The sequence below is a fragment of the Nocardioides jensenii JCM 1364 = NBRC 14755 genome, from assembly GCF_001552535.1.
Taxonomy (GTDB): Bacteria; Actinomycetota; Actinomycetes; order Propionibacteriales; family Nocardioidaceae; genus Nocardioides; species Nocardioides jensenii.
On record NZ_BCRJ01000066.1, the window covers coordinates 1 to 18622 of the forward strand.

At 70.3% G+C, this 18622-nt stretch carries 18 protein-coding genes and 1 pseudogene; 6 read left to right on the forward strand and 13 right to left on the reverse strand.

Annotation, left to right across the window (positions count from 1 at the left end; all coding sequences use genetic code 11):
* The 3 genes from NJ4_RS14510 to NJ4_RS14520 all read right to left on the reverse strand — a co-directional run.
* On the reverse strand, positions 1-202 hold a 202-nt coding region (locus NJ4_RS14510; protein ID WP_157551145.1), incomplete at its 3' end, for a carboxyltransferase domain-containing protein.
* The gene (locus NJ4_RS14515; protein ID WP_067436635.1) at positions 199-984 is read right to left on the reverse strand and encodes a LamB/YcsF family protein; all 786 of its coding nucleotides are present in this window, start codon (positions 982-984) and stop codon (positions 199-201) included. The genes NJ4_RS14515 and NJ4_RS14510, both read right to left, overlap by 4 nt.
* Positions 985-989: 5 nt before the next feature.
* Positions 990-2219: an NRAMP family divalent metal transporter gene (locus tag NJ4_RS14520; protein WP_067436491.1), complete on the reverse strand. Its 1230-nt coding sequence runs from the start codon at positions 2217-2219 to the stop codon at positions 990-992.
* Between the two features lie 134 nt (positions 2220-2353).
* Here NJ4_RS14520 and NJ4_RS14525 point away from each other — a divergent pair, with 134 nt between their 5' ends.
* Both NJ4_RS14525 and NJ4_RS14530 read left to right on the forward strand, forming a co-directional pair.
* On the forward strand, positions 2354-3049 hold the full coding sequence (locus NJ4_RS14525; RefSeq protein WP_067436494.1) for a GntR family transcriptional regulator: 696 nt from the start codon (positions 2354-2356) through the stop codon (positions 3047-3049).
* Between the two features lie 170 nt (positions 3050-3219).
* Positions 3220-3867 carry a VOC family protein gene (locus NJ4_RS14530; RefSeq protein ID WP_067436497.1) on the forward strand — a complete coding sequence of 216 codons (648 nt, stop codon included), beginning with the start codon at positions 3220-3222 and terminating at the stop codon, positions 3865-3867.
* A 65-nt stretch (positions 3868-3932) separates the two neighbouring features.
* Here NJ4_RS14530 and NJ4_RS14535 read toward each other — a convergent pair whose 3' ends face one another.
* The 4 genes from NJ4_RS14535 to NJ4_RS14550 form a co-directional block, all read right to left on the reverse strand.
* The gene (locus tag NJ4_RS14535) at positions 3933-4787 is read right to left on the reverse strand and encodes an alpha/beta fold hydrolase (RefSeq protein ID WP_067436500.1); all 855 of its coding nucleotides are present in this window, start codon (positions 4785-4787) and stop codon (positions 3933-3935) included.
* A gap of 50 nt (positions 4788-4837) precedes the next feature.
* Complete coding sequence (locus NJ4_RS14540; RefSeq protein ID WP_067436503.1) at positions 4838-6490, reverse strand: long-chain fatty acid--CoA ligase; 1653 nt, start codon at positions 6488-6490, stop codon at positions 4838-4840.
* Positions 6491-6567: 77 nt separating this feature from the next.
* Positions 6568-7986, reverse strand: coding sequence for an ATP-binding protein (locus NJ4_RS14545; protein WP_067436506.1), 1419 nt, complete (start codon positions 7984-7986; stop codon positions 6568-6570).
* Positions 7983-9638 (reverse strand): FAD-dependent oxidoreductase, encoded by a 1656-nt coding sequence (locus NJ4_RS14550; protein WP_067436509.1) that lies wholly within the window; start codon positions 9636-9638, stop codon positions 7983-7985. Before NJ4_RS14550 ends, NJ4_RS14545 begins: the two co-directional genes overlap by 4 nt.
* Before the next feature lie 122 nt (positions 9639-9760).
* Here NJ4_RS14550 and NJ4_RS14555 point away from each other — a divergent pair, with 122 nt between their 5' ends.
* Positions 9761-10273, forward strand: coding sequence for a cupin domain-containing protein (locus NJ4_RS14555; RefSeq protein ID WP_067436512.1), 513 nt, complete (start codon positions 9761-9763; stop codon positions 10271-10273).
* A 21-nt stretch (positions 10274-10294) separates the two neighbouring features.
* Here NJ4_RS14555 and NJ4_RS14560 read toward each other — a convergent pair whose 3' ends face one another.
* The 4 genes and pseudogenes from NJ4_RS14560 to NJ4_RS27195 form a co-directional block, all read right to left on the reverse strand.
* Positions 10295-11170 carry an RNA polymerase sigma-70 factor gene (locus NJ4_RS14560; RefSeq protein ID WP_067436515.1) on the reverse strand — a complete coding sequence of 292 codons (876 nt, stop codon included), beginning with the start codon at positions 11168-11170 and terminating at the stop codon, positions 10295-10297.
* 10 nt (positions 11171-11180) lie between these two features.
* Positions 11181-11774, reverse strand: a complete 594-nt coding sequence (locus tag NJ4_RS14565) for a carboxymuconolactone decarboxylase family protein (protein ID WP_067436518.1) — start codon at positions 11772-11774, stop codon at positions 11181-11183.
* Between the two features lie 83 nt (positions 11775-11857).
* Entirely contained in the window at positions 11858-13180 is a 1323-nt protein-coding gene (locus NJ4_RS14570; RefSeq protein WP_217996874.1) for a flavin-containing monooxygenase, read from the reverse strand.
* A gap of 11 nt (positions 13181-13191) precedes the next feature.
* A pseudogene (locus NJ4_RS27195) lies at positions 13192-13308 on the reverse strand (NAD(P)-binding protein); the annotation flags it as partial.
* 91 nt (positions 13309-13399) lie between these two features.
* Between NJ4_RS27195 and NJ4_RS14575 the strand changes: the two are divergent.
* Positions 13400-15148 carry a pyruvate dehydrogenase gene (locus tag NJ4_RS14575; protein ID WP_067436522.1) on the forward strand — a complete coding sequence of 583 codons (1749 nt, stop codon included), beginning with the start codon at positions 13400-13402 and terminating at the stop codon, positions 15146-15148.
* A 17-nt stretch (positions 15149-15165) separates the two neighbouring features.
* Entirely contained in the window at positions 15166-16383 is a 1218-nt protein-coding gene (locus NJ4_RS14580) for a MalY/PatB family protein (protein ID WP_067436525.1), read from the forward strand.
* Between the two features lie 176 nt (positions 16384-16559).
* Here the strand turns inward: NJ4_RS14580 and NJ4_RS14585 are convergent, their stop codons facing one another.
* Both NJ4_RS14585 and NJ4_RS14590 read right to left on the reverse strand, forming a co-directional pair.
* A complete protein-coding gene (locus tag NJ4_RS14585) occupies positions 16560-17291 on the reverse strand; it encodes a sulfite exporter TauE/SafE family protein (protein ID WP_067436527.1) in 732 nt (243 codons plus the stop codon).
* Between the two features lie 7 nt (positions 17292-17298).
* Positions 17299-17700: a nuclear transport factor 2 family protein gene (locus NJ4_RS14590; protein ID WP_067436530.1), complete on the reverse strand. Its 402-nt coding sequence runs from the start codon at positions 17698-17700 to the stop codon at positions 17299-17301.
* A 114-nt stretch (positions 17701-17814) separates the two neighbouring features.
* Here NJ4_RS14590 and NJ4_RS14595 point away from each other — a divergent pair, with 114 nt between their 5' ends.
* Positions 17815-18609, forward strand: a complete 795-nt coding sequence (locus NJ4_RS14595; protein WP_082748657.1) for an alpha/beta fold hydrolase — start codon at positions 17815-17817, stop codon at positions 18607-18609.
* Positions 18610-18622: the final 13 nt, after the last annotated feature.

An 18622-nucleotide genomic window follows, 5' to 3' on the forward strand; every position in this document is an offset into this window, starting at 1 on the left:
CGGCTTCGACCACGGCCCGCGCGACGCGCCGCAGATCAGTGCGTGTGGGGTCCGTGCGCAGCAGGAGGGTGCGGGCCGCGGGGACCAGGTCGACCACGCCCTCGGGCGGCGCGTCGACCAGCTCGGCGTACAACGCAAGGACCTGGTCGAGGTCGTCGAGCTCGACCAGCAGGCCCTGATCGGCGCACGGCAGCAGCTTCATCGCCCGGTCGCCTCGACCTCGACGAACGACCGGACCTCGACACCGGCCTGCTCAAGGTGGCGCAGCACCTTGGCCGCCATCACGACGGCCTCGGGGTTGTCGCCGTGCACGCACAGGGAGTCGGCGTCGACGCCGACGGTCGAGCCGTCGACGGCCTCGACCTGGTGCTCGGTCACCATCTGCACGCTACGGCTGGCCACCTCGCTGGGGTCGTGCAGCACGGCACCGGGCAGGCGGCGGGAGACCAGCGTGCCGTCCGGGTTGTAGGCGCGGTCGGCGAACGCCTCGCGGACGACGGCCAGCCCCGCCTCCTCCGCGAGCCGCAGCCAGGCCGAGCCCGGCAACCCGAGCACGGGGAGCGTCGGGTCATAGAGACGGACCGCCTCGACGACCGCAGCCGCCTGCTCCTCGTGGTGCACGATCGCGTTGTAGAGCGCGCCGTGCGGCTTGACGTAGCGGACCCGGCTGCCGGCCACGCGGGCGAAGGCCTCCAGGGCGCCGATCTGGTAGAGCACGTCGTCGGTCAGCGCGGCCGGCTCCATGTCGATGAAACGCCGCCCGAACCCGGCAAGATCCCGGTAGCCCACCTGGGCGCCGATGGCGACGCCGCGTTCCGCGGCCCGGCCGCAGACCCGGCGCAGCACCGAGGGGTCGCCGGCGTGGAAGCCGCACGCCACGTTGGCGCTGGTGACCAGGTCCAGCAGTGCGTCGTCGTCGCCGAGGGTCCACTGGCCGAAGCTCTCGCCGAGGTCGGCGTTGAGGTCGATCGTCAGGTCGGTCATCTCGGTCACCACAGGTCCTTGATCCCGCCCAGCGACTCCCAGCCGAGGTAGATCGTCAGCATCCAGACAAGCACACCGGCCGCCAGCAGCCACCTCGGGTAGTGGTAGCCACCCAGCAGGTCGCCGGAGCGCCGGAAGGCCACCCACAGGATGACAGCCAGGCCGACCGGCAGGATCAGGCCGTTGAGGGCACCGGCGAGAACCAGGAGCGTGACCGGCGCCTTGCCGAGGGCGAGGAACGCCACCGCGCACGCCGCGATGAACGCGACGACGGCGTAGTTGCGGTTCCTGCCCGAGCCCTTGAAGGCACCCGAGAAGAAGGACACGGACGTGTAGGACGCTCCGACCACCGAGGTGATGCTGGCCGCCCACAGGATCACCCCGAAGACACGGACGCCGACGTCGCCCATCACGTGCTCGAACGCGGACGCCGTCGGGTTGGCCTCGGACAGTGCCACGCCACCGGAGACGACGCCAAGGATGGCCAGGAAGAGCAGCGCTCGCATGACACCGGTGACCAGGATGCCGGTGACCGATCCGCGGCTGATCATCCGGATGCTGTCGGTCCCGGTGATCCCGGAGTCGACCAGGCGGTGCGCGCCGGCGTACGTGATGTAGCCGCCGACGGTGCCGCCGATGAGCGTGGTGATGATCAGGAAGTCGACATTGCCGGGGAGCACGGTCTGCTTGAGTGCCTCGCCGGCGGGCGGGTCCGAGGCGATCGCGGCGTAGAGCACCATGCCGATCATCAGCACGCCGAGCACCACGACGATGCGGTCCATGGCGACGCCGGCGCGGCGGCTGAGGAAGATGCCGATCGCGATGATCGCCGAGATGGCGCCGCCGATCTTCACGTCGAGGCCGAACATCGCGTTCATGCCCAGCGCGGTGCCGCCGATGTTGCCGATGTTGAAGATCAGGCCGCCGAGGAACACCAGGACGGCCAGGAACCAGCCGGCACCGGGGACCACTTTGTTGGCGAGGTCCTGGGCGTGCATGCCGGCGATGCCGATGACGCGCCACACGTTCAGCTGGACCGCGATGTCGACGACGATGGAGAGCAGGATCGCGAACGCGAACGCCGCGCCGAGCTGCTCGGTGAAGACGGTGGTCTGCGTGATGAAGCCGGGGCCGATCGCACTGGTCGCCATCAGGAACATGGCCCCGAGCAGTGCTCCCCGCCCGGCGTGCGCTGCGGCGCCCGGCGGCCTGGTGGTCGTCGTGTCGTTGTCCATGAACTCGCCTTGCTGTCGGGGTCGGGTCTGACCTGGTCGCTGCCCTCGGGCTGTGCTCGTAGAGATGGGGGTCACACCAGAATGAGGGATTGTTGAACAATTCGTCAATACCTGGATCTGACTAGACTGTGCCCGTGACGACGAACGGGTGGGTCGAGGAACTCGGTGCCGAGCGCGCCGCACTGGGTCGAGCCAGCACGGCTCGACGGGTCGCCGACGTGCTCCGCACCCGCATCACCGAAGGCCGGCTCGCCCCCGGAACCCGCCTCTCCGAGGAGGAGATCGGGGCCGCGCTGGGGGTCTCCCGCAACACCTTGCGCGAGGCGTTCCGGCTGCTCGCCCACGAGCGACTGCTGGTCCACGAGTTCAACCGCGGTGTCTTCGTCCGCAAGCTCGAGGCCGACGACGTGCACGACCTCTACGCGTTCCGCCGCATCCTCGAGTGTGGCGCGCTACGTCATGCCCACGCGACCGACGAGTCCGCACGCGGCACCGCAGTGGACGCCGTACGCCGGGCCGTCGAGGCCGGCGAGTCAGCCGCGGCAGCCGGCAACTGGGTCGACGTCGGAACCGCCAACATGGCCTTCCACCAGGCGATCGCCCTCTTCGCCCAGAGCCCTCGCGTCGACGAGGCGATGCGGCACGTGCTGGCCGAGCTGCGTCTGGTCTTCCACGTCATGGCCGCGCCGCAGACCTTCCACGAGCCCTACCTCAACGACAACCGTCGACTGCTGACCCATGTCGCAGCCGGTGAGTTCGAGGCGGCAGCCCAGTCGTTGGCCGCCTACCTTGACGCAGCCGAGTCGCAGCTGGTCACCGTCTTCGCCTGAGCTGTCCATTCCAACGGGCAGTTCGCCGGGTCCAGGCAGCCCGAACTCACGACAGGTCACTCCGAATTCACGACGGGTCAGCCCGAACTCACGACGGGTCAGCGAACTCACGACAGCTCGGTCAGGAATCGAGAAGCGACGCCGTCGGTTGCGGGCCTAGCGTTGCCGTCATGACCTCCATCGACACCATCACCCTCGAGGTGGCCGACCCGGCCGCCGCCACCGACTTCTACGACGCCGCCTTCGGGCTCGCCGGCCCGGACAGCCTGCTGCGACTGCGCGCCGGTGACGCCGCAACCTCCGGGTTCCGCGGCTGCACGCTGTCCCTCATCACCTCCCAGCCCGCCGACGTGGACGCCCTGGCAGAGACCGCGATCGAGGCCGGCGCCACGGTGCTCAAGCCGGTCGCCAAGTCGTTCTGGGGCTACGGCGGAGTCCTCCGCGCGCCCGACGGCACGATCTGGCAGGTCGCCTCCTCGTCGAAGAAGAACACGGGCCCGGCCACCCGCGAGATCGACTCCGTCGTGCTGCTGATCGGTGCCGACGACGTGCTGGCGAGCAAGGGGTTCTACGAGCAGCAGGGCCTCAAGGTCGCGAAGAGTTTCGGCCGCAAGTACGTCGAGTTCGAGGCCGGCACCGGCCGCGTGACGCTGGCGCTCAACGGCCGCAAGGCACTGGCCAAGGTGGCCGGCGTCGACGCCGTGGGCGAGGGATCGCACCGCATCGCGATCGGCACCTCGGCCGGCGCGTTCACCGACCCCGACGGTTTCGCGTGGGAGCCCTCGACCGCCGATGCCCCCAACGACCATCTCGGCTGAGCTCCGTGTGCCATCCGGCGTGGCGGCAGGCCCGCACCGAGGCGCACGCCGCCGCTCCTCCCAGGTCAGGCGTGCTGGTCGAGCCAGCCGATCACGTCGGCGGTGACCTCGTCGCGGTTGGTCTCGTTGAAGATCTCGTGGCGCGCCTCGTCGTACACCCGGACGGTCACGTCAGTCAGCCCCGCGTCGCGGTAGCGCTGACCGAGCAGCTGGACCAGGTCACCGCCACCGGCCAACGGGTCCGCGCTGCCGGACGCGACCAGGATCGGCAGGTCACTGCGCACCGCTGACGGGTCGGCGAGCCGCTCGGCCGGGCCGAACAGGGCCGGGATGGTCTCCTCGGGCAGGTCGAACCCGGACAGGGGGTCGGCCACATAGGCGTCGACCTCGGCCTCGTCGCGGGAGAGCCACTCGTAGCCGGTGCGATCCTCGAACGCGGCGTTGAACGCCTCCAGCCCGATCGGTCCCTCGGACTGGGCCAGGCCGGCCGCGAGCACGTCGAGCGCGGACGAACCGGTCAGCACCACGCCGGCGTACTGCGTGCTGTGCTCGAGGATCACGGCCTGGGCCGCGAACGAACCCATCGAGTGGGCGACCAGGAACAACGGCAGGTCGGCGTGGTCCGCGCGCAGCTGGGCGCCGTACGCCGCCAGATCGGTGATCAGGCCCTCGAACCCCGCGGCACCGAAGTCACCCGGGACCTCGGTGATCGACCTGCCGTGGCCCCGGTGGTCGAGCGCGCGCACGAGGTAGCCGGCGGCGTTCAACGCCGTGGCCAGCCGGTCGTAGCGGGCCGAGTGCTCGGCGACCCCGTGGGCCAGCTGGACGACGGCACGCGGTTGCGCCACGGCGTCCCAGGCGTACGTCGCCAGCGTGGTGCCGTCGACCGGTGAGGTGAAGGTGGCGTTCTCGAAGGGCATGTCTGATCCGTTCTACCTGGGTGGGATGGAGACGAACATGGGCGGAGACCTCAGTGCGACCGGGGGCCCTCCAGCTCGACCACCTCGAGCTCGCCGGCGGCGTGCTGGGCGCGGATCACCTTCTTGTCGAACTTGCCCACGCTGGTCTTGGGCACCTCGGCGATGAACGCCCAGTGCTCGGGCAGCTGCCACTTGGCGAACCGGTCGGAGAGCGAGGCACGCAGCGCCTCGGCGTCGGAGCTGGCGCCCTCCTTCAACACCACCGCCACCAACGGCCGCTCGTCCCACGACGGGTCAGGCACCCCGATGACCGCCGCCTCAAGCACGTCCGGGTGCGACATCACGGCGTTCTCCAGATCGACCGACGAGATCCACTCGCCGCCGGACTTGATCACGTCCTTCGAGCGGTCGACCAGGGTGAGGAAGCCGTTGGCGGTGATCTTGCCGACGTCGCCGGTGCGCAGCCAGCCGTCGTGGAACTTCTCCGGCTCCACGGGCCGGCCGTCGGGCGAGTAGTAGGACCCGGCGATCCACGGCCCCTTCACCTCGAGCTCGCCGAGACTCTTGCCGTCCTTGGGGACCACGTTGCCGTCGTCGTCGATCAGCCTCGCCTGCACCGCCGGGCCGAACTGACCCTGGCTGATCCGGTAGCTCCACGCCTCCTCGTCGGTCGCCTTCGCCGGCGGGTGGGCCACCGAGCCGAGGGGTGAGGTCTCCGTCATCCCCCAGGCGTGCAGGATCGGCACGTGGTGCTGCTCGTCGAACGCCTTCATCAGCGCCGGGGGCACCGCGGAGCCGCCGACGATCACCTGGCGCAGGTGGCTGATGTCCTGCGGCTTCGCCGACAGCTGACCGAGCACCCCGGTCCAGATCGTGGGGACCGCCGCTGCGAAGGTGGGCTTCTCGACCGCCATCATCTCGAGCACCGGCTCGGGCTGGAGGAACCGGTCGGGCATCAGCAGCGAGGCTCCACACATGAGCGCGGCGTACGGAATGCCCCAGGCGTTGGCGTGGAACATCGGCACGATGGTCAGCACGTCATCGCGTTGGGACAACGACATGCCGTCGGCGGTGCACACCTGCATGGAGTGCAGCACGCTCGAGCGGTGGGAGTAGGCCACGCCCTTCGGCTCACCCGTGGTGCCCGAGGTGTAGCACATCGCCGCGGCCATCCGCTCGTCGACGACCGGGAAGTCGAACTCCTCGGACTGGGCCGCGAGCAACTCGTCGTACGGGTGGACCTCGACACCGGCCGGCGCCTCCAGGGCGCTCGCGTCGCCGTTGGCCACGATCACGTGCTTGACCGAGGTCAGGCCCGGCAGCAGTGGGCCGAAGAGCGGCAGCAGGGAGCCGTCGACGATGACGACCTTGTCCTCGGCATGGTTGGCCACGAAGGTGAGCTGCTCGGGGAAAAGTCGGATGTTGAGGGCGTGCAGCACCGAGCCCATCGCCGGAATCGCGTTGTAGGCAACGAGATGCTCGTTGTTGTTCCACATGAAGGTGCCCACGCGGTCGGTCTGCCCGACGCCGAGGCCACGAAGTGCGTTGGCCAGCCGGCCGGCCTGCAGACCCAGCTCGCCGAAGGTCATCCGCCGCATGCCGGACCCGGTCCAGGTGGAGACCTCCGAGTCGGCCTTCTGCGTCATCGCATGACGCAGAACGGTGGCAAGTGACAGGGGCTCGTCCTGCATCGTGCTCAACATGGACCCATCATGGCCACGCGCGCGCGTAATCCGCATCACTTCCGGGGAGGAACTTTCTCGTTCGTCGGTGGGAGCTCTCAGTCCGACAACGGTCCCGTCGTCCGAGCGTCACTCGCCGGTGGTCGCAGCGGCAGCCGCACCCGGAACACGGTGTGTCCCGGCTCCGACTCGACGGCGATGTCGCCCCCGTGCCGCTCCACGACGATCCGCCGCGAGAGGTCCAGCCCCAGCCCCGTCCCCTGCCCGACGTCCTTGGTGGTGAAGAACGGCTCGAACGCGTGCGCCTGCACGTCGGCGCTCATCCCCTCACCGGAGTCCGCGACCTCGACGACGACCGACTCGCCGTCGACACGCGTGGACACCTGCAGGGTGCCGGCCCCGCGCATCGCGTCGACCGCGTTGTCGATCAGGTTCGTCCACACCTGGTTCAGCTCCGCCGCGGTTGCCTCGATCTCCGGTACGTCGTCACCGTAGTCACGCACCACGGTGACGCCGCCGAGCTTGTGGCCCAGCATGACCACGGTGCTCTCCAGACCCTCGGTGAGGTCCACCCTTTGCACCGAGGCCCGGTCGAGCTGGGAGTAGGTCCGCACCGCTGCCACCAGGTCGGAGATGCGCCGGGTCGACTCCTTCACCTCCGAGAGCAGGGCCGTGGTGGACAGCGAGCTGGCCACCCATCCGAGCCCGGCGGCCAGCGGGCCGCCGTCGAGCACCGTGGCCACCCGGTCGCACCACGCCACGTCGACGCCGGCCGCGGCGAGGTGGGAGGCGACCTCCCACTCCCGCTCGACCCCGTGCGCGGCCAGCCAGTCGGAGAGCGCGTCCTCGCGGTCCGCGACCGCCAGCGGATCGGCGACCGCCGGCGGCGGCTCGATCTCACGCCGCAGCGCGTCCAGCTCCACGAACTGGCCCGCGGTGATCGGGCCCTGCGCAAGGCTGGTCAGCGACGACAGCAGCTCCTCGCAGGTCTCCGCGAGTGCGTCCACGGCACGAGTCGCGGCGGAGGCGGGGTTGTTGATCTCGTGGGCCAGCCCGGCGGCCAGGGTGCCGAGCGCGACCAGCGCCTCCCGCTGACGCGTGCGCGACTCGATGCTGCGCACCGTGTTCATCAGCCCGCTGATCATGTGCACCCCGAACGGGAACCACGTGTCGGCGAGCCCACGGAGCCCCGCGGCCGGCACCCGCAGCAGCCGGCCCGCCGTGTCTCCACGCCCCGTGGCCGTGTAGATGCCGTGCTCGTCCCAGGCCTGGAACCCGCCGGCCCACTGCCCGGGGGTCGCCATCCTGCCCATCACGGTCTCCTCGTGTCCGACGTGACGGGTCAGGACGAGCGACCCCGCGAGCAGCACCCACCAGTGGGCGGCCGGCCGGGCCTCACGGAACAGCTCCTCACCGACCCCGAAGTCGACCTCGTCCCCGGCGGCGAGCAGGTCACGGAGCTGCTGGTCAGCCAACCCGTCGAAGAGTGCGATGGCCCGCACGGCGTCGAAGCTCATGTCGTGGCCAGGTAGCGGTGCACGAGGTAGACCGACATGGCGCCCTCACCCACGGCGGAGGCGACCCGCTTCATCGAGTCCAGTCGCACGTCACCCGCGGCGAAGACTCCGGGCACGCTCGTCTCCAGGGCGTACGGCGGCCGTGGCAACGACCACCGTTCGGCGTGGGGTGAGGCCAGCAGCTCCTGCCCGGTCAGCACGAATCCCTTGTCGTCACGCGCCACGTCGTCCCCGAGCCACGTGGTGTGCGGAACCGCGCCGATGAAGACGAAGAGCCAGGACGTCGGCACCTCGGTCGTGGTCCCGCCGGCCCGGTCGGCCAGGGTGATCGCCTCGAGGTGGCCGTCGCCGCGGGCCGCCACCACCTCGGTCTCCACCAGCACCTCGATGTTCTCCGTGGTGCGGATCCGGCCGACCAGATACTGCGACATCGTGTGCTCCAGGGCGTCCCCGCGCACGACCAGCACCACCCGTTTGGCATAGCGGGCCAGGTTCAGCACCGCCTGTCCGGCGGAGTTCGCCGCCCCCACGACGTACACGTCCTCGCCGGCGCACTCGACGGCCTCGCTCGCGGTCGCGCCGTAGCGGGCGCCGTGCAGGCCGAGCGCGTCGAGCCCCTCGGCCGCCAGCCGCCGGTAGGAGACCCCGGTCGCGACCAGCACCGCCCGCGCCTCGATCTCACCACTGTCGAACCGCACCGCCCGGACCGGGCCACGGCTCTCGAAGCCCACCACGTCGCGCGCGAGCACCATCTCGGCACCGAACCGGGACGCCTGGGCCACCGCCCGATGAGTCAGGTCGGCACCGGTCAGCCCCTTCGGGAAACCGAGATAGTTCTCGATCGCGGCGCTCTGCCCGGCCTGTCCACCGGGGGCGTCCCGTTCGACGACGACGGTGCTCAGCCCCTCCGAGGCCGCGTAGACCGCGGCCGCCAGCCCGGCCGGGCCGCCCCCGACAATGCACAGGTCGTAGAGCGGTTGCTCGGCACGCGTACGCAGACCGAGCGCCTCGGCCAAGTCGAGCGTCGTCGGCGTACGCAGGGTGTCGTGGTCGGGCACCAGCACCAGAGGCAGGTCGGCGGCTTCTCCGCCGGCGAGGCCGAGCAGTCTCCGGGCCTCGTCGTCGGCCTCGACGTCGAGCCACCGGTAGGGCACGTGGTTGCGGGCGAGGAAGGTCTTGAGCTCGTGGCTCCGGTCGGACCACCGGTGGCCGACCACCCGCACGGTCGCGGTGTCGTCGGGGTGCCCGCTGCTCCAGTCGTCGAGCAGGTCGTCGATCACCGGATAGAGGTGCTCGGCCGGCGGGTCCCACGGTTTGAGCAGGTAGTAGTCGAGGCCGATGTCGTTGATCGCCTTGATCGCCACCTCCGTGTCGGCGTACGCCGTCAGCAGGAGCAGCTTCGTGTCGGGCGTGAGCAGCCGCACCTGCTCGAGCAGCTCGATGCCGGTCATCTGCGGCATCCGCTGGTCGGAGGCGACCAGCGCCACCTGACGGTCGCGCAGCGCCAGCTCGGTCATCGCGGTCAGGGCCTCGGCACCCGACGTGGCCCGGATGATGCTGTAGGCGCCGCCGTACCGGGAGCGCAGGTCGCGGGCGATGGCCCGTGAGACTCCCGGGTCGTCGTCCACAGCCAGGATTGCCGGTTTCGCCATCGAAGCACCCTCCAGGGACGTCGTCGACGGTATCCGCGCCGACGACGGCGGGGTGGGCTGATCACCCGACCTACCCGAATCTGGGGATGGGCACGAGGCGTCATCAGCGAGAGGCTCGACACATGACCTCGCTTCGCGCAGTGGCCAGCGCACCGCACGACGCCGCCGCCGTCTACAACCACGTCGACATGCTCTGCCGGATCGTGCTGGGCGGTCCCGAGACGGGCGGTGCCTTCGCCCTGGTGGAGGAGAGGGCTGCCTGGGGCGCAATGACCCCGCAGCACCTCCACGCCCGCGAGGCGGAGACCTTCATCGTGGTCGACGGCGCACTGGAGGCGTGGTGCGAGGGCACGACGACGCTGGTCGAGGCCGGCACCGTGATCCATCTGCCGGCCGGTCGCGCCCATGCGTTCCGGGTCGCCTCGGACACCGCGCACTTCTACAACGTGATCACGCCCGCCGGCTTCGAGTCCTTCTTCCGTGACACGGGCACGCTGGTGGCCCAGCCCTTCGACGGCACGCTGCCGGTGCCGGGTCCGATCCCGTCCGAGGGCGCCGCCCGGATGCAGGCGGTCCTCGAGCCGCTCGGCTGCTCGATCACCGGTCCCCCGCCCTTTCCGGGCGGGCCCGACTGATCCTCCGAACGGACCACCCGATCAGCGACTGAGCTCGACCTCCTCGAGGATCCGGGAGAGCTTCTCCGGGTTGCGCAGCGCATAGATCCCACTGACCAGTCCCTCCTCGACGCGCAGCGAGACGACACTGTCGAGCTCGCCGTCGATCCACACGACCAGGGCCGGCCAACCGTTGACCAGCACGGTCTCGGTCCTGGTCGCCGCGGCGGCCAGGGTGGCGAGGCCGGCCCGGAGCAGGCGGCCCACCCTCTCGGCCCCACGCACCGCGTTCGGCACGGCCTGCTTGATGCCGCCGCCGTCACCGAGGACGACGACGTCCGGGGCGAGGATGTCGAGCAGGCCCTCCACGTCTCCGGTGGACACGGCCCGCTGGAAGGCGGCCAGGGCACTCTCGGTGTCGGCCCGCGACACCATGCCTCGGGGCTTGCGCTCCGCGACGTGCGCCCTTGCCCGGCTGGCGATCTGGCGTACGGCGGCCTCGGACTTGCCCACCGCCTCGGCCAGCTCCCCGTAGCCGAAGTCGAACACGTCGTGCAGCACGAACACCGCGCGCTGGGTGGGAGTCAGCGTCTCGAGCACCAGCAGCATCGCCATCGAGAGGCTGTCGGCCAGCTCGACGTCCTCGGCGATGTCGGGGCTGGTCAACAACGGCTCGGGAAGCCATTGGCCGACGTACTCCTCGCGGCGCCGGGACGCCGTCCGCAGCTGGTCGAGCGCCGCACGGGTGACCACCCGCACCAGGAAGGCTCGCGGGTCGCGGACCTCGGACTGGTCGACGCGACTCCACTTCAGCCACGCCTCCTGGACGACGTCCTCGGCGTCGGCCGCCGAGCCGAGCATCTCGTAGGCGACCGTGAAGAGCAGCCCACGGTGGGTGACGAACGGGTCCGCGCTCATGCCCGATCACTCATGCCGGTGAGACCACGGGCACCGACGGTGCGGCCAGGGGTGCCAACCCACACGCCTCGGCGAACTCGGCGGACCTGATGCCCAGGGCCACGTTGCCGCGCGCGGTCAGGTTCGCCATGCCGACCCTCGAGGTCAGCTCGAGCAGCCCGGCCGCGCCCAGGTCCTCGAGCAGGGCGGCCGCCAGCTCGTCGGTCACGGCCACCGGCAGCTGGCACATCGCGGCGGCGTACTCCATCACCCGGCGCTCGACCGGGGTGAACGCGTCGGACTCCCTCCAGCGCGGCACCTCACGTGCCTTCGATTCGTCGAGTCCCAGGTCATGGGCCAGGAAGTACTGGAAGTCGAGGCAGAAGCTGCAGCCGATCTCGGCCGCGGCGGCCATCGTGGCGAACGAGGACAGGGTGCGGTCGAGCTCGTCCCACTTCTCCACCTTGGCGCCGAACTTCATGGTGTCCTTGAAGACCGCCGGGTGGTGCCACATCACCTCGGCGCCCTCGGGGACGCGGCCCATCTTCTTCTTCATCGCGAACTTGAGGATCCCGCCGTAGACGCCGTCGAGGGGCTTGCCGGGGATGCGGGTCGTGCTGGTCATCGTGCTCTCCTGTCGTCGGGGTTCGACATCAAGACGCCGGCCGCCGCGAATCTGTGACAGTCGAGCCCGATCACTGCACCCAGTCAGAGAACGGACTCGTAGTCGTCGGCGTCGAACCTCGCCTGCCGGTGGTACTGCACGCCCAACCAGGGCCAGTTCGTGGTGATCCGACCATCGGCCTGGCGGTACCACGACGCGCACTGGCTCCACACGCTGCCGCGCAGCTCCTTCTGCACGCGGTCGTCGTAGGCCTGCTCGACGGCGGCGCGCACCTGCAACGGCGCACCCGTCTCGGCGAGGCGGGTGACGTAGTCGCCGAGGTGGGCCGCCTGGGCTTCGAGGAAGTAGATGATCGAGCCGCCGCCGGTGTTCGTGTTGGGGCCGTACATCATCAGTAGGTTGGGGAACCCGGGCACGGTCATCCCGTAGTAGGCGTGGGCCCCGGTCGCCCACTCGTCGGCGAGGCGGCGGCCACCCGGGCCGGTGATCGTCATCGGCGCGAGGAACTCGGTGGCCTTGAAGCCGGTGCCCCAGATCAGGACGTCGACCTCGTGCTCGGTGCCGTCGGCCGTGGTCACGCCGGTGGGCGTGATCGCGGTGATCGCGTCGGTGACCACGTCGACGTTCGGCTGCGCCAGCGCCGGCAGGTAGTCGTTGGCGAACAGGATCCGCTTGCAGCCGATCGGGTAGTCGGGCCAGACCTTCTCGAAGAGACCGGGCTTGGCCTTGGTCTGGCGACGCATGTGGAACCTGGACACCTGTTTCAGGACGCGGGCGAGCGGTTTGGAGTAGACCCACGCGACGGAGAGCCCCTCGACCACGCCGTACCAGGTGCCGCGTTCGGCCAGCTCGGTCGCCGGCACCTTCTCGAAGACCTTGTGGTGGGTCGGGGAGAACTCGCGGTCGAAGCGCGGGATGACGTACGGCGCACTGCGCTGGAACAGGGTCAGGTGCGCGGCCTCCTCCCGCACGTGGGGCACGAACTGGACCGCGCTGGCCCCGGTGCCGATCACCGCCACCCGCTTGCCGGCCAGGTCGACGTCGTGCTCCCACTCCGCGGAGTGGAAGCTCTGCCCGGCGAACGAGTCGCGCCCGGGGATGTCGGCGTACGCCGGCCTGGACAGCTGACCCACCGCCGGCACCAGCACGTCGACCTCGATCGGCTCCGCGTCGTTGAGCTCCACGGTCCACCGGCCGGTGCGGTCGTCGTACGACGCTCCGAGCACCTCGGTGTCGAGCCGCAGGTGGCGCCGCAGGTCGTACGTGTCGACGACGCCACGGATGTAGTCCAGGATCGCCGGCTGCCGGGAGAAGCGGTGCGGCCAGCGTGGGTTCGGCCGAACGAGTAGGAGTAGAAGGGCGAGGGGACGTCGCAGGCCGCGCCCGGGTAGGTGTTCTCGCGCCACACGCCCCCTACCTCGCCGGCCTTCTCGAGGATGACGAGGTCGTCGAAGCCGCGCCTCTTCAGCTCGATGGCAGCGGCGAGACCACCGAAGCCGGTCCCGATGATGGCGATGGACGGGTTCGCAGGCATTCGTTGATCGTGGCACGCCCACCGACCTGTCGCCAGTGGTCGTCCTTCGGCGCATACTCGTCAGACCAGACCCCCGACGAGAGGATCACCCGTGGCCCAGGAGCTCGCCAGCCAGTTCGTCGAACAACTGCAGTCCGCCGGAGTGCAACGCATCTACGGGATCGTGGGCGACAGTCTCAACCCGATCGTCGACGCCGTGCGCCGCAGCGGCGGGTCGGCCAAGGGAGGCATCGACTGGGTGCACGTGCGGCACGAGGAGGCGGCCGCCTTCGCGGCGTCGGCGGAGGCCCAGCTCACCGGCAGGCTGGCCGTGTGCGCCGGCTCCTGCGGTCCGGGCAACCTGCACCTGATCAACGGTCTGTACGACGCGAACCGGTCCGGCGCACCTGTGCTCGCCCTGGCCTCCCACATCCCGAGCCGCCAGATCGGCAGCGGATACTTCCAGGAGACCCACCCCGACCGGCTCTTCACCGAGTGCTCGGTCTACTCCGAGCTGGTCAGCAGCACCGACCAGGCGCCCCGCGTCGTCCGTGACGCGATCCAGCACGCGGTCGCCAAGCGGGGCGTCGCGGTGGTCACGCTGCCGGGTGACATCGCCGATCTGGATGCGACCGCGCCGACACCGTCGTGCCTGCCGGTCGAGTCGGGCTCGCTGTCACCCTCCCCGGCCAGCCTGCAGCGGCTGGCCGAGGCGATCAACGGGGCCGACAAGGTGGCGATCTTCGCCGGCGCCGGAGTGCAGGGCGCTCACGACGAGGTGATCGAGCTGGCCGCCAGGATCAACGCCCCGATCGGGCACTCGCTGCGCGGCAAGGACTTCATCCAGTACGACAACCCCTTCGACATCGGGATGACCGGGCTGCTCGGCTACGGTGCCGCCGCCGAGGGCATCGAGGACGCGGACCTGCTGGTGCTGCTCGGCACCGACTTCCCCTACGACCAGTTCCTGCCCGACACGCGCACGGCACAGGTCGACCGGGCCGCGGAGCACATCGGACGCCGGACCGAGGTCGACGTCCCCGTGCACGGCGACGTCCTGCCCACCCTCGCGGCGCTGCTGCCGCTGGTGGAGCCGAAGAAGAGCTCCCGGTTCCTGGACCGGATGCTCAAGAAGCACGACAAGCTGATGAACAAGGCCGTCGGGGCCTACACCCGCAAGGTCGAGAAGCTGGTCCCCATCCACCCCGAGTACGCCGCCTCCGTGCTCGACGACGTCGCCGACGACGACGCGATCCTCACCGCCGACACCGGCATGTGCAACGTGTGGACCGCCCGCTACATCCGGCCGCTCGGCACCCGCCGCCTGATCGGCTCCTACCTGCACGGCTCGATGGCGAACGCGCTCCCCCACGCGATCGGCGCCCAGGTCAGCCACCCCGACCGACAGGTCATCTCGGTCTCCGGCGACGGCGGCCTGTCCATGCTGCTCGGCGAGCTGATCACCGCCGCAGCCCTGAAGATCCCGGTCAAGGTCGTGCTGTTCAACAACTCCACCCTCGGCATGGTGAAGCTGGAGATGCTGGTCGACGGCCTGCCCGACTTCGGGGTCGACGTGCCCGACACGAACTATGCCGCGGTCGCGGAGGCGATGGGCTTCCACGCCCAACGGGTCATCAAGCCGACCGACCTCGAGCAGGCCTACCGCGACGCGTTCGCACACGACGGGCCGGCGCTCGTGGAGGTGATCACCGACCCGCAGGCGCTCTCGCTGCCACCGAAGATCACCAGTGAGCAGGTCTTCGGCTTCGCCACCGCCATGTCGAAGGTCGTGCTCAACAAGGGCGCCGGCGAGGCGGTCAGCATGGCCCGCAGCAACATGCGCAACGTCCCTCGCCGCTGACCGCTACGGTCGGGAGCATGACCAGCACGCACGGCACGAACCGCGACAACCCGCTCGAGCAGCTGAGCCTCGAGCAGCTGCGCACCCGCACGAGCACGAAGTGGGTCGCCCATCCCGACGACGTGCTCCCCCTGTGGGTCGCCGAGATGGACGTGCCGCTCGCGCCGCCGGTGGCCGACCGACTGCGGGCGGCCATCGACTCCGGCGACACCGGCTACCCGAGCGGACGCGACTACCCCCGTGCCGTTGCGGCGTTCGCCGCGCAGCGCTGGGGCTGGGACGGCGTCACTCCGGAGAACTCGGCGATCGTGCCCGACGTGATGCTGGGCATCGTCGAGGCGTTGCGCCTGATCAGTGACCCCGGCGACGCGGTCGTGGTGTGCTCCCCGGTCTACCCGCCGTTCTACGCGTTCGTCACGAGCGCCGACCGCCGCATCGTCGAGGCGCCGCTCGGCGATGACCGGCGACTCGACCTCACCTCGCTCGAGGCCGCGTTCACCACGGCTCTCGACTCCTCCGCCCGGCCGGTGCTGTTGCTGTGCAACCCGCACAACCCCACCGGTGTCGTCCACACCCGCGCCGAGCTGGAGGCGGTTGTGGCGCTCGCGCGCAGGTACGGCGTACGCGTGGTCTCCGACGAGATCCATGCTCCGCTGGTGCTGCCCGGCGCCGAGTTCGTGCCGTTCCTCAGCGTCACCGGCGCCGAGGACGGCTTCGCGTTGTTCTCCGCCTCGAAGGGCTGGAACCTGGCCGGCCTGAAGGCCGCCCTGCTCGTGGCCGGGCCTGGGGCCGTCGACGACCTGGCCCGGCTGCCCGAGGAGGTCAGCCACGGCCCCAGCCACTTCGGGGAGATGGCCCACGTGGCCGCGTTCGAGGAGGGTGGCGCCTGGCTCGATGCCCTGCTGGCCGGCCTCGACGCCAACCGCACCCTGCTGGCCGATCTGGTGGCCGAGGCCCTGCCCGAGACGGAGCTGAAGCTGCCGGAGGCGACGTACCTCGCCTGGCTGGACTGCCGATCCCTCGGCCTGCACGAGGACGGCGCCGACCAGTCGATCGGCGTGGTCAGCGACCTGTCCGGCCCCGCGCAGTTCTTCCTCGAGAAGGCACGCGTGGCGTTGAGCTCGGGTCACGTGTTCGGCAGCGGAGGCAACGGGTTCGTCCGCATCAACTACGCCACCTCGCAGGCCAATCTCCGTGAAGCGGTGCGCCGGATGGCGGCCGCGCTGGACCGCTAACGCTCGGCCGCGGTGGCTTCGGCGAAGACGCCACCGACCTGGAGAAGAACCGGGAGTGCTGCGCGGGGTCGTGGTCAATCTCGAACTCGCCAACCTCGACATGTATGAGTACCGAGACATGGCCGGCCCTGACGGGGTCTACCGAGGCTGAGGTCCGACCCCGGTCGGGAGAACCACTAACCGACCAGGCGAACCAGCGTCAGCACCCCGGCGGCGAGGCAGGCCCAGGCGACCACCTTGCGCAGGCCGTCGGCGTGGAACCTCGTCGCGAGGATCGCGCCGGCCACGGCACCCAGCCCGGCGATGAGCCCGAGCAGGGTGCCGAGACGTACGTCGACCAGCCCGGCCTGGAGGAAGCCGATCGAGCCGGTGAGCACCACCGGCAGCTGGATCGCCTGACTGACAGCGATCGCCTTCAACGGCTCGACACCGAGCAGGAGCAGCACCGGCACGAGGATCACCGGCCCGCCGGTGCCGGTGAGACTAGACCCGAGACCGACTCCGGCTCCGATGAGGAGGAGGGACGCCGCGCCCAGCTCGCCGACGTCGAGATGCCGGGTGCCGGGCAGCAGCTGGTGGAAGCCCACCGCGAGGGTGAGCACGGCCAGTCCGACCAACAGCAGGGCACCCGGCAGCACTGAGCTGAGCAGGGCGCCGGCCAGTGCGGCCGGGACCACGCCGAGGGCCAGGGGCCAGAGCATGTCCCACGGGATGGCGCGCCTGCTGGCGTAGGTGATCGTGCCGACGACACCTGTGAAGATGAAGACCCAGGTGCTGGTGGCGGTCGCCTCGTGCACCGACAGGTCACCCAGCATCACCAGCCCGGGTGGCAACAGGACGCCGCCGACCCCGACCATGCCGACGAGCGCACCGATGACGAGGCCGAGCAGCCCCAGAACCGCGATCACGCCTCGATCAGTCGTCCATGGAGACGAAGGCCAGCCCCGCGGGCCGCGTCGGCGGGTCGTAGGGCTCGGGCCAGAAGTCAGTCACGTGGGTGATCAGGCCTTGCCCGTCGAAGTCGAAGAAGGCCTGGGCGTCGCCGCTCCCGTCCTCGCCGTCTTCGCCCCGCAGGGTCCACGCGAACCACACCACCGCATGGTCGCCGTCGGCGATCACCCTGCGCGGGTCGAGGTGCCACTCGCCGGGGTAGGTCCGGTTGAACTCGAGGTAGGCATCGCGTCCGTGCAGACGTTCACCGGTCTGCGGCATGTCGTAGACGACATCCGTGGTCATCAGCGAAGTCCACGCGTCCCAGTCCCGGGCCTCGAGAGTGGCGATGAAGCGGCGTGCGGATTCCTCGGTCGCGGTGGCCATGTCGCGACACTAGCCGTGCGGCGATGCGTGTGATCCACCACGTTCTCGTCACTCGACTGCCGCGCCGGGCGATACTCGGTCGTCGTACGTCCGAGGACCCGAGGAGGCAGTCAGGTGAGTGCACCACTGGTGCTGATCGCGCCCGCGATGGCCATCGGCTCGGGCTACTACCGCCCGCTGGTCCAGGAGTTCGAGGCCCGCGGCTGGTCGGCCCGCGCCCTGCCCCGCCGCGGTTTCGAGGCCAACGACCGCCCGGCCTCGCGCGACCACGACTGGTCCTACGCCGATGAGATCGAGGTGATCGCCGAGGCGGTGGCGGCGGCGCGCGCCGAAGACTCCGACCGGCCGGTGCTCCTGCTCGGTCACAGTCTGGGCGGCCAGCTCGTGGTCGGTCACGAGCTGACCTGTCCGCCGGCGGACGGCGTCGTCACGGTCGGTGCCTCCCTGCCGCATCACCGCCACCACCCGTACGCCGGCCCGCACCTGGTGCTGATGGGCGGGCTGATCGTGCCACTGCTCACCACGGTCTTCGGCCACCTGCCCAAACCGGCATTCGGCGCTCCCGGCGCACGCACGCTGATGCGCGAGTGGGCGTGGATGGTGCTCACCGGACGGACGCCGTACCCCTCGAAGGATCGGGTCGCCACACCGTCACTGATCGTGACGCTCGAGGACGACAAGATGGCCCCGGCCGGCTCGATCGACGCCTTCGCACGACGACTGTTCGACACCGCCGCGGTCACGCGCTGGCTCTACGAACATGACGACGTACGCCCCGGCACCAGCAACGACCACATCGCGTGGGCGCGCGGTGGCGGCCAGGTGGTCGACCGCATCGTGTCGTGGTGGGGCGCACCCGGGAACGTCAGTCCCGACGGCGACCGGGACGACGCGGCCGCCACGTTCTGATCAGCCCCTCTGA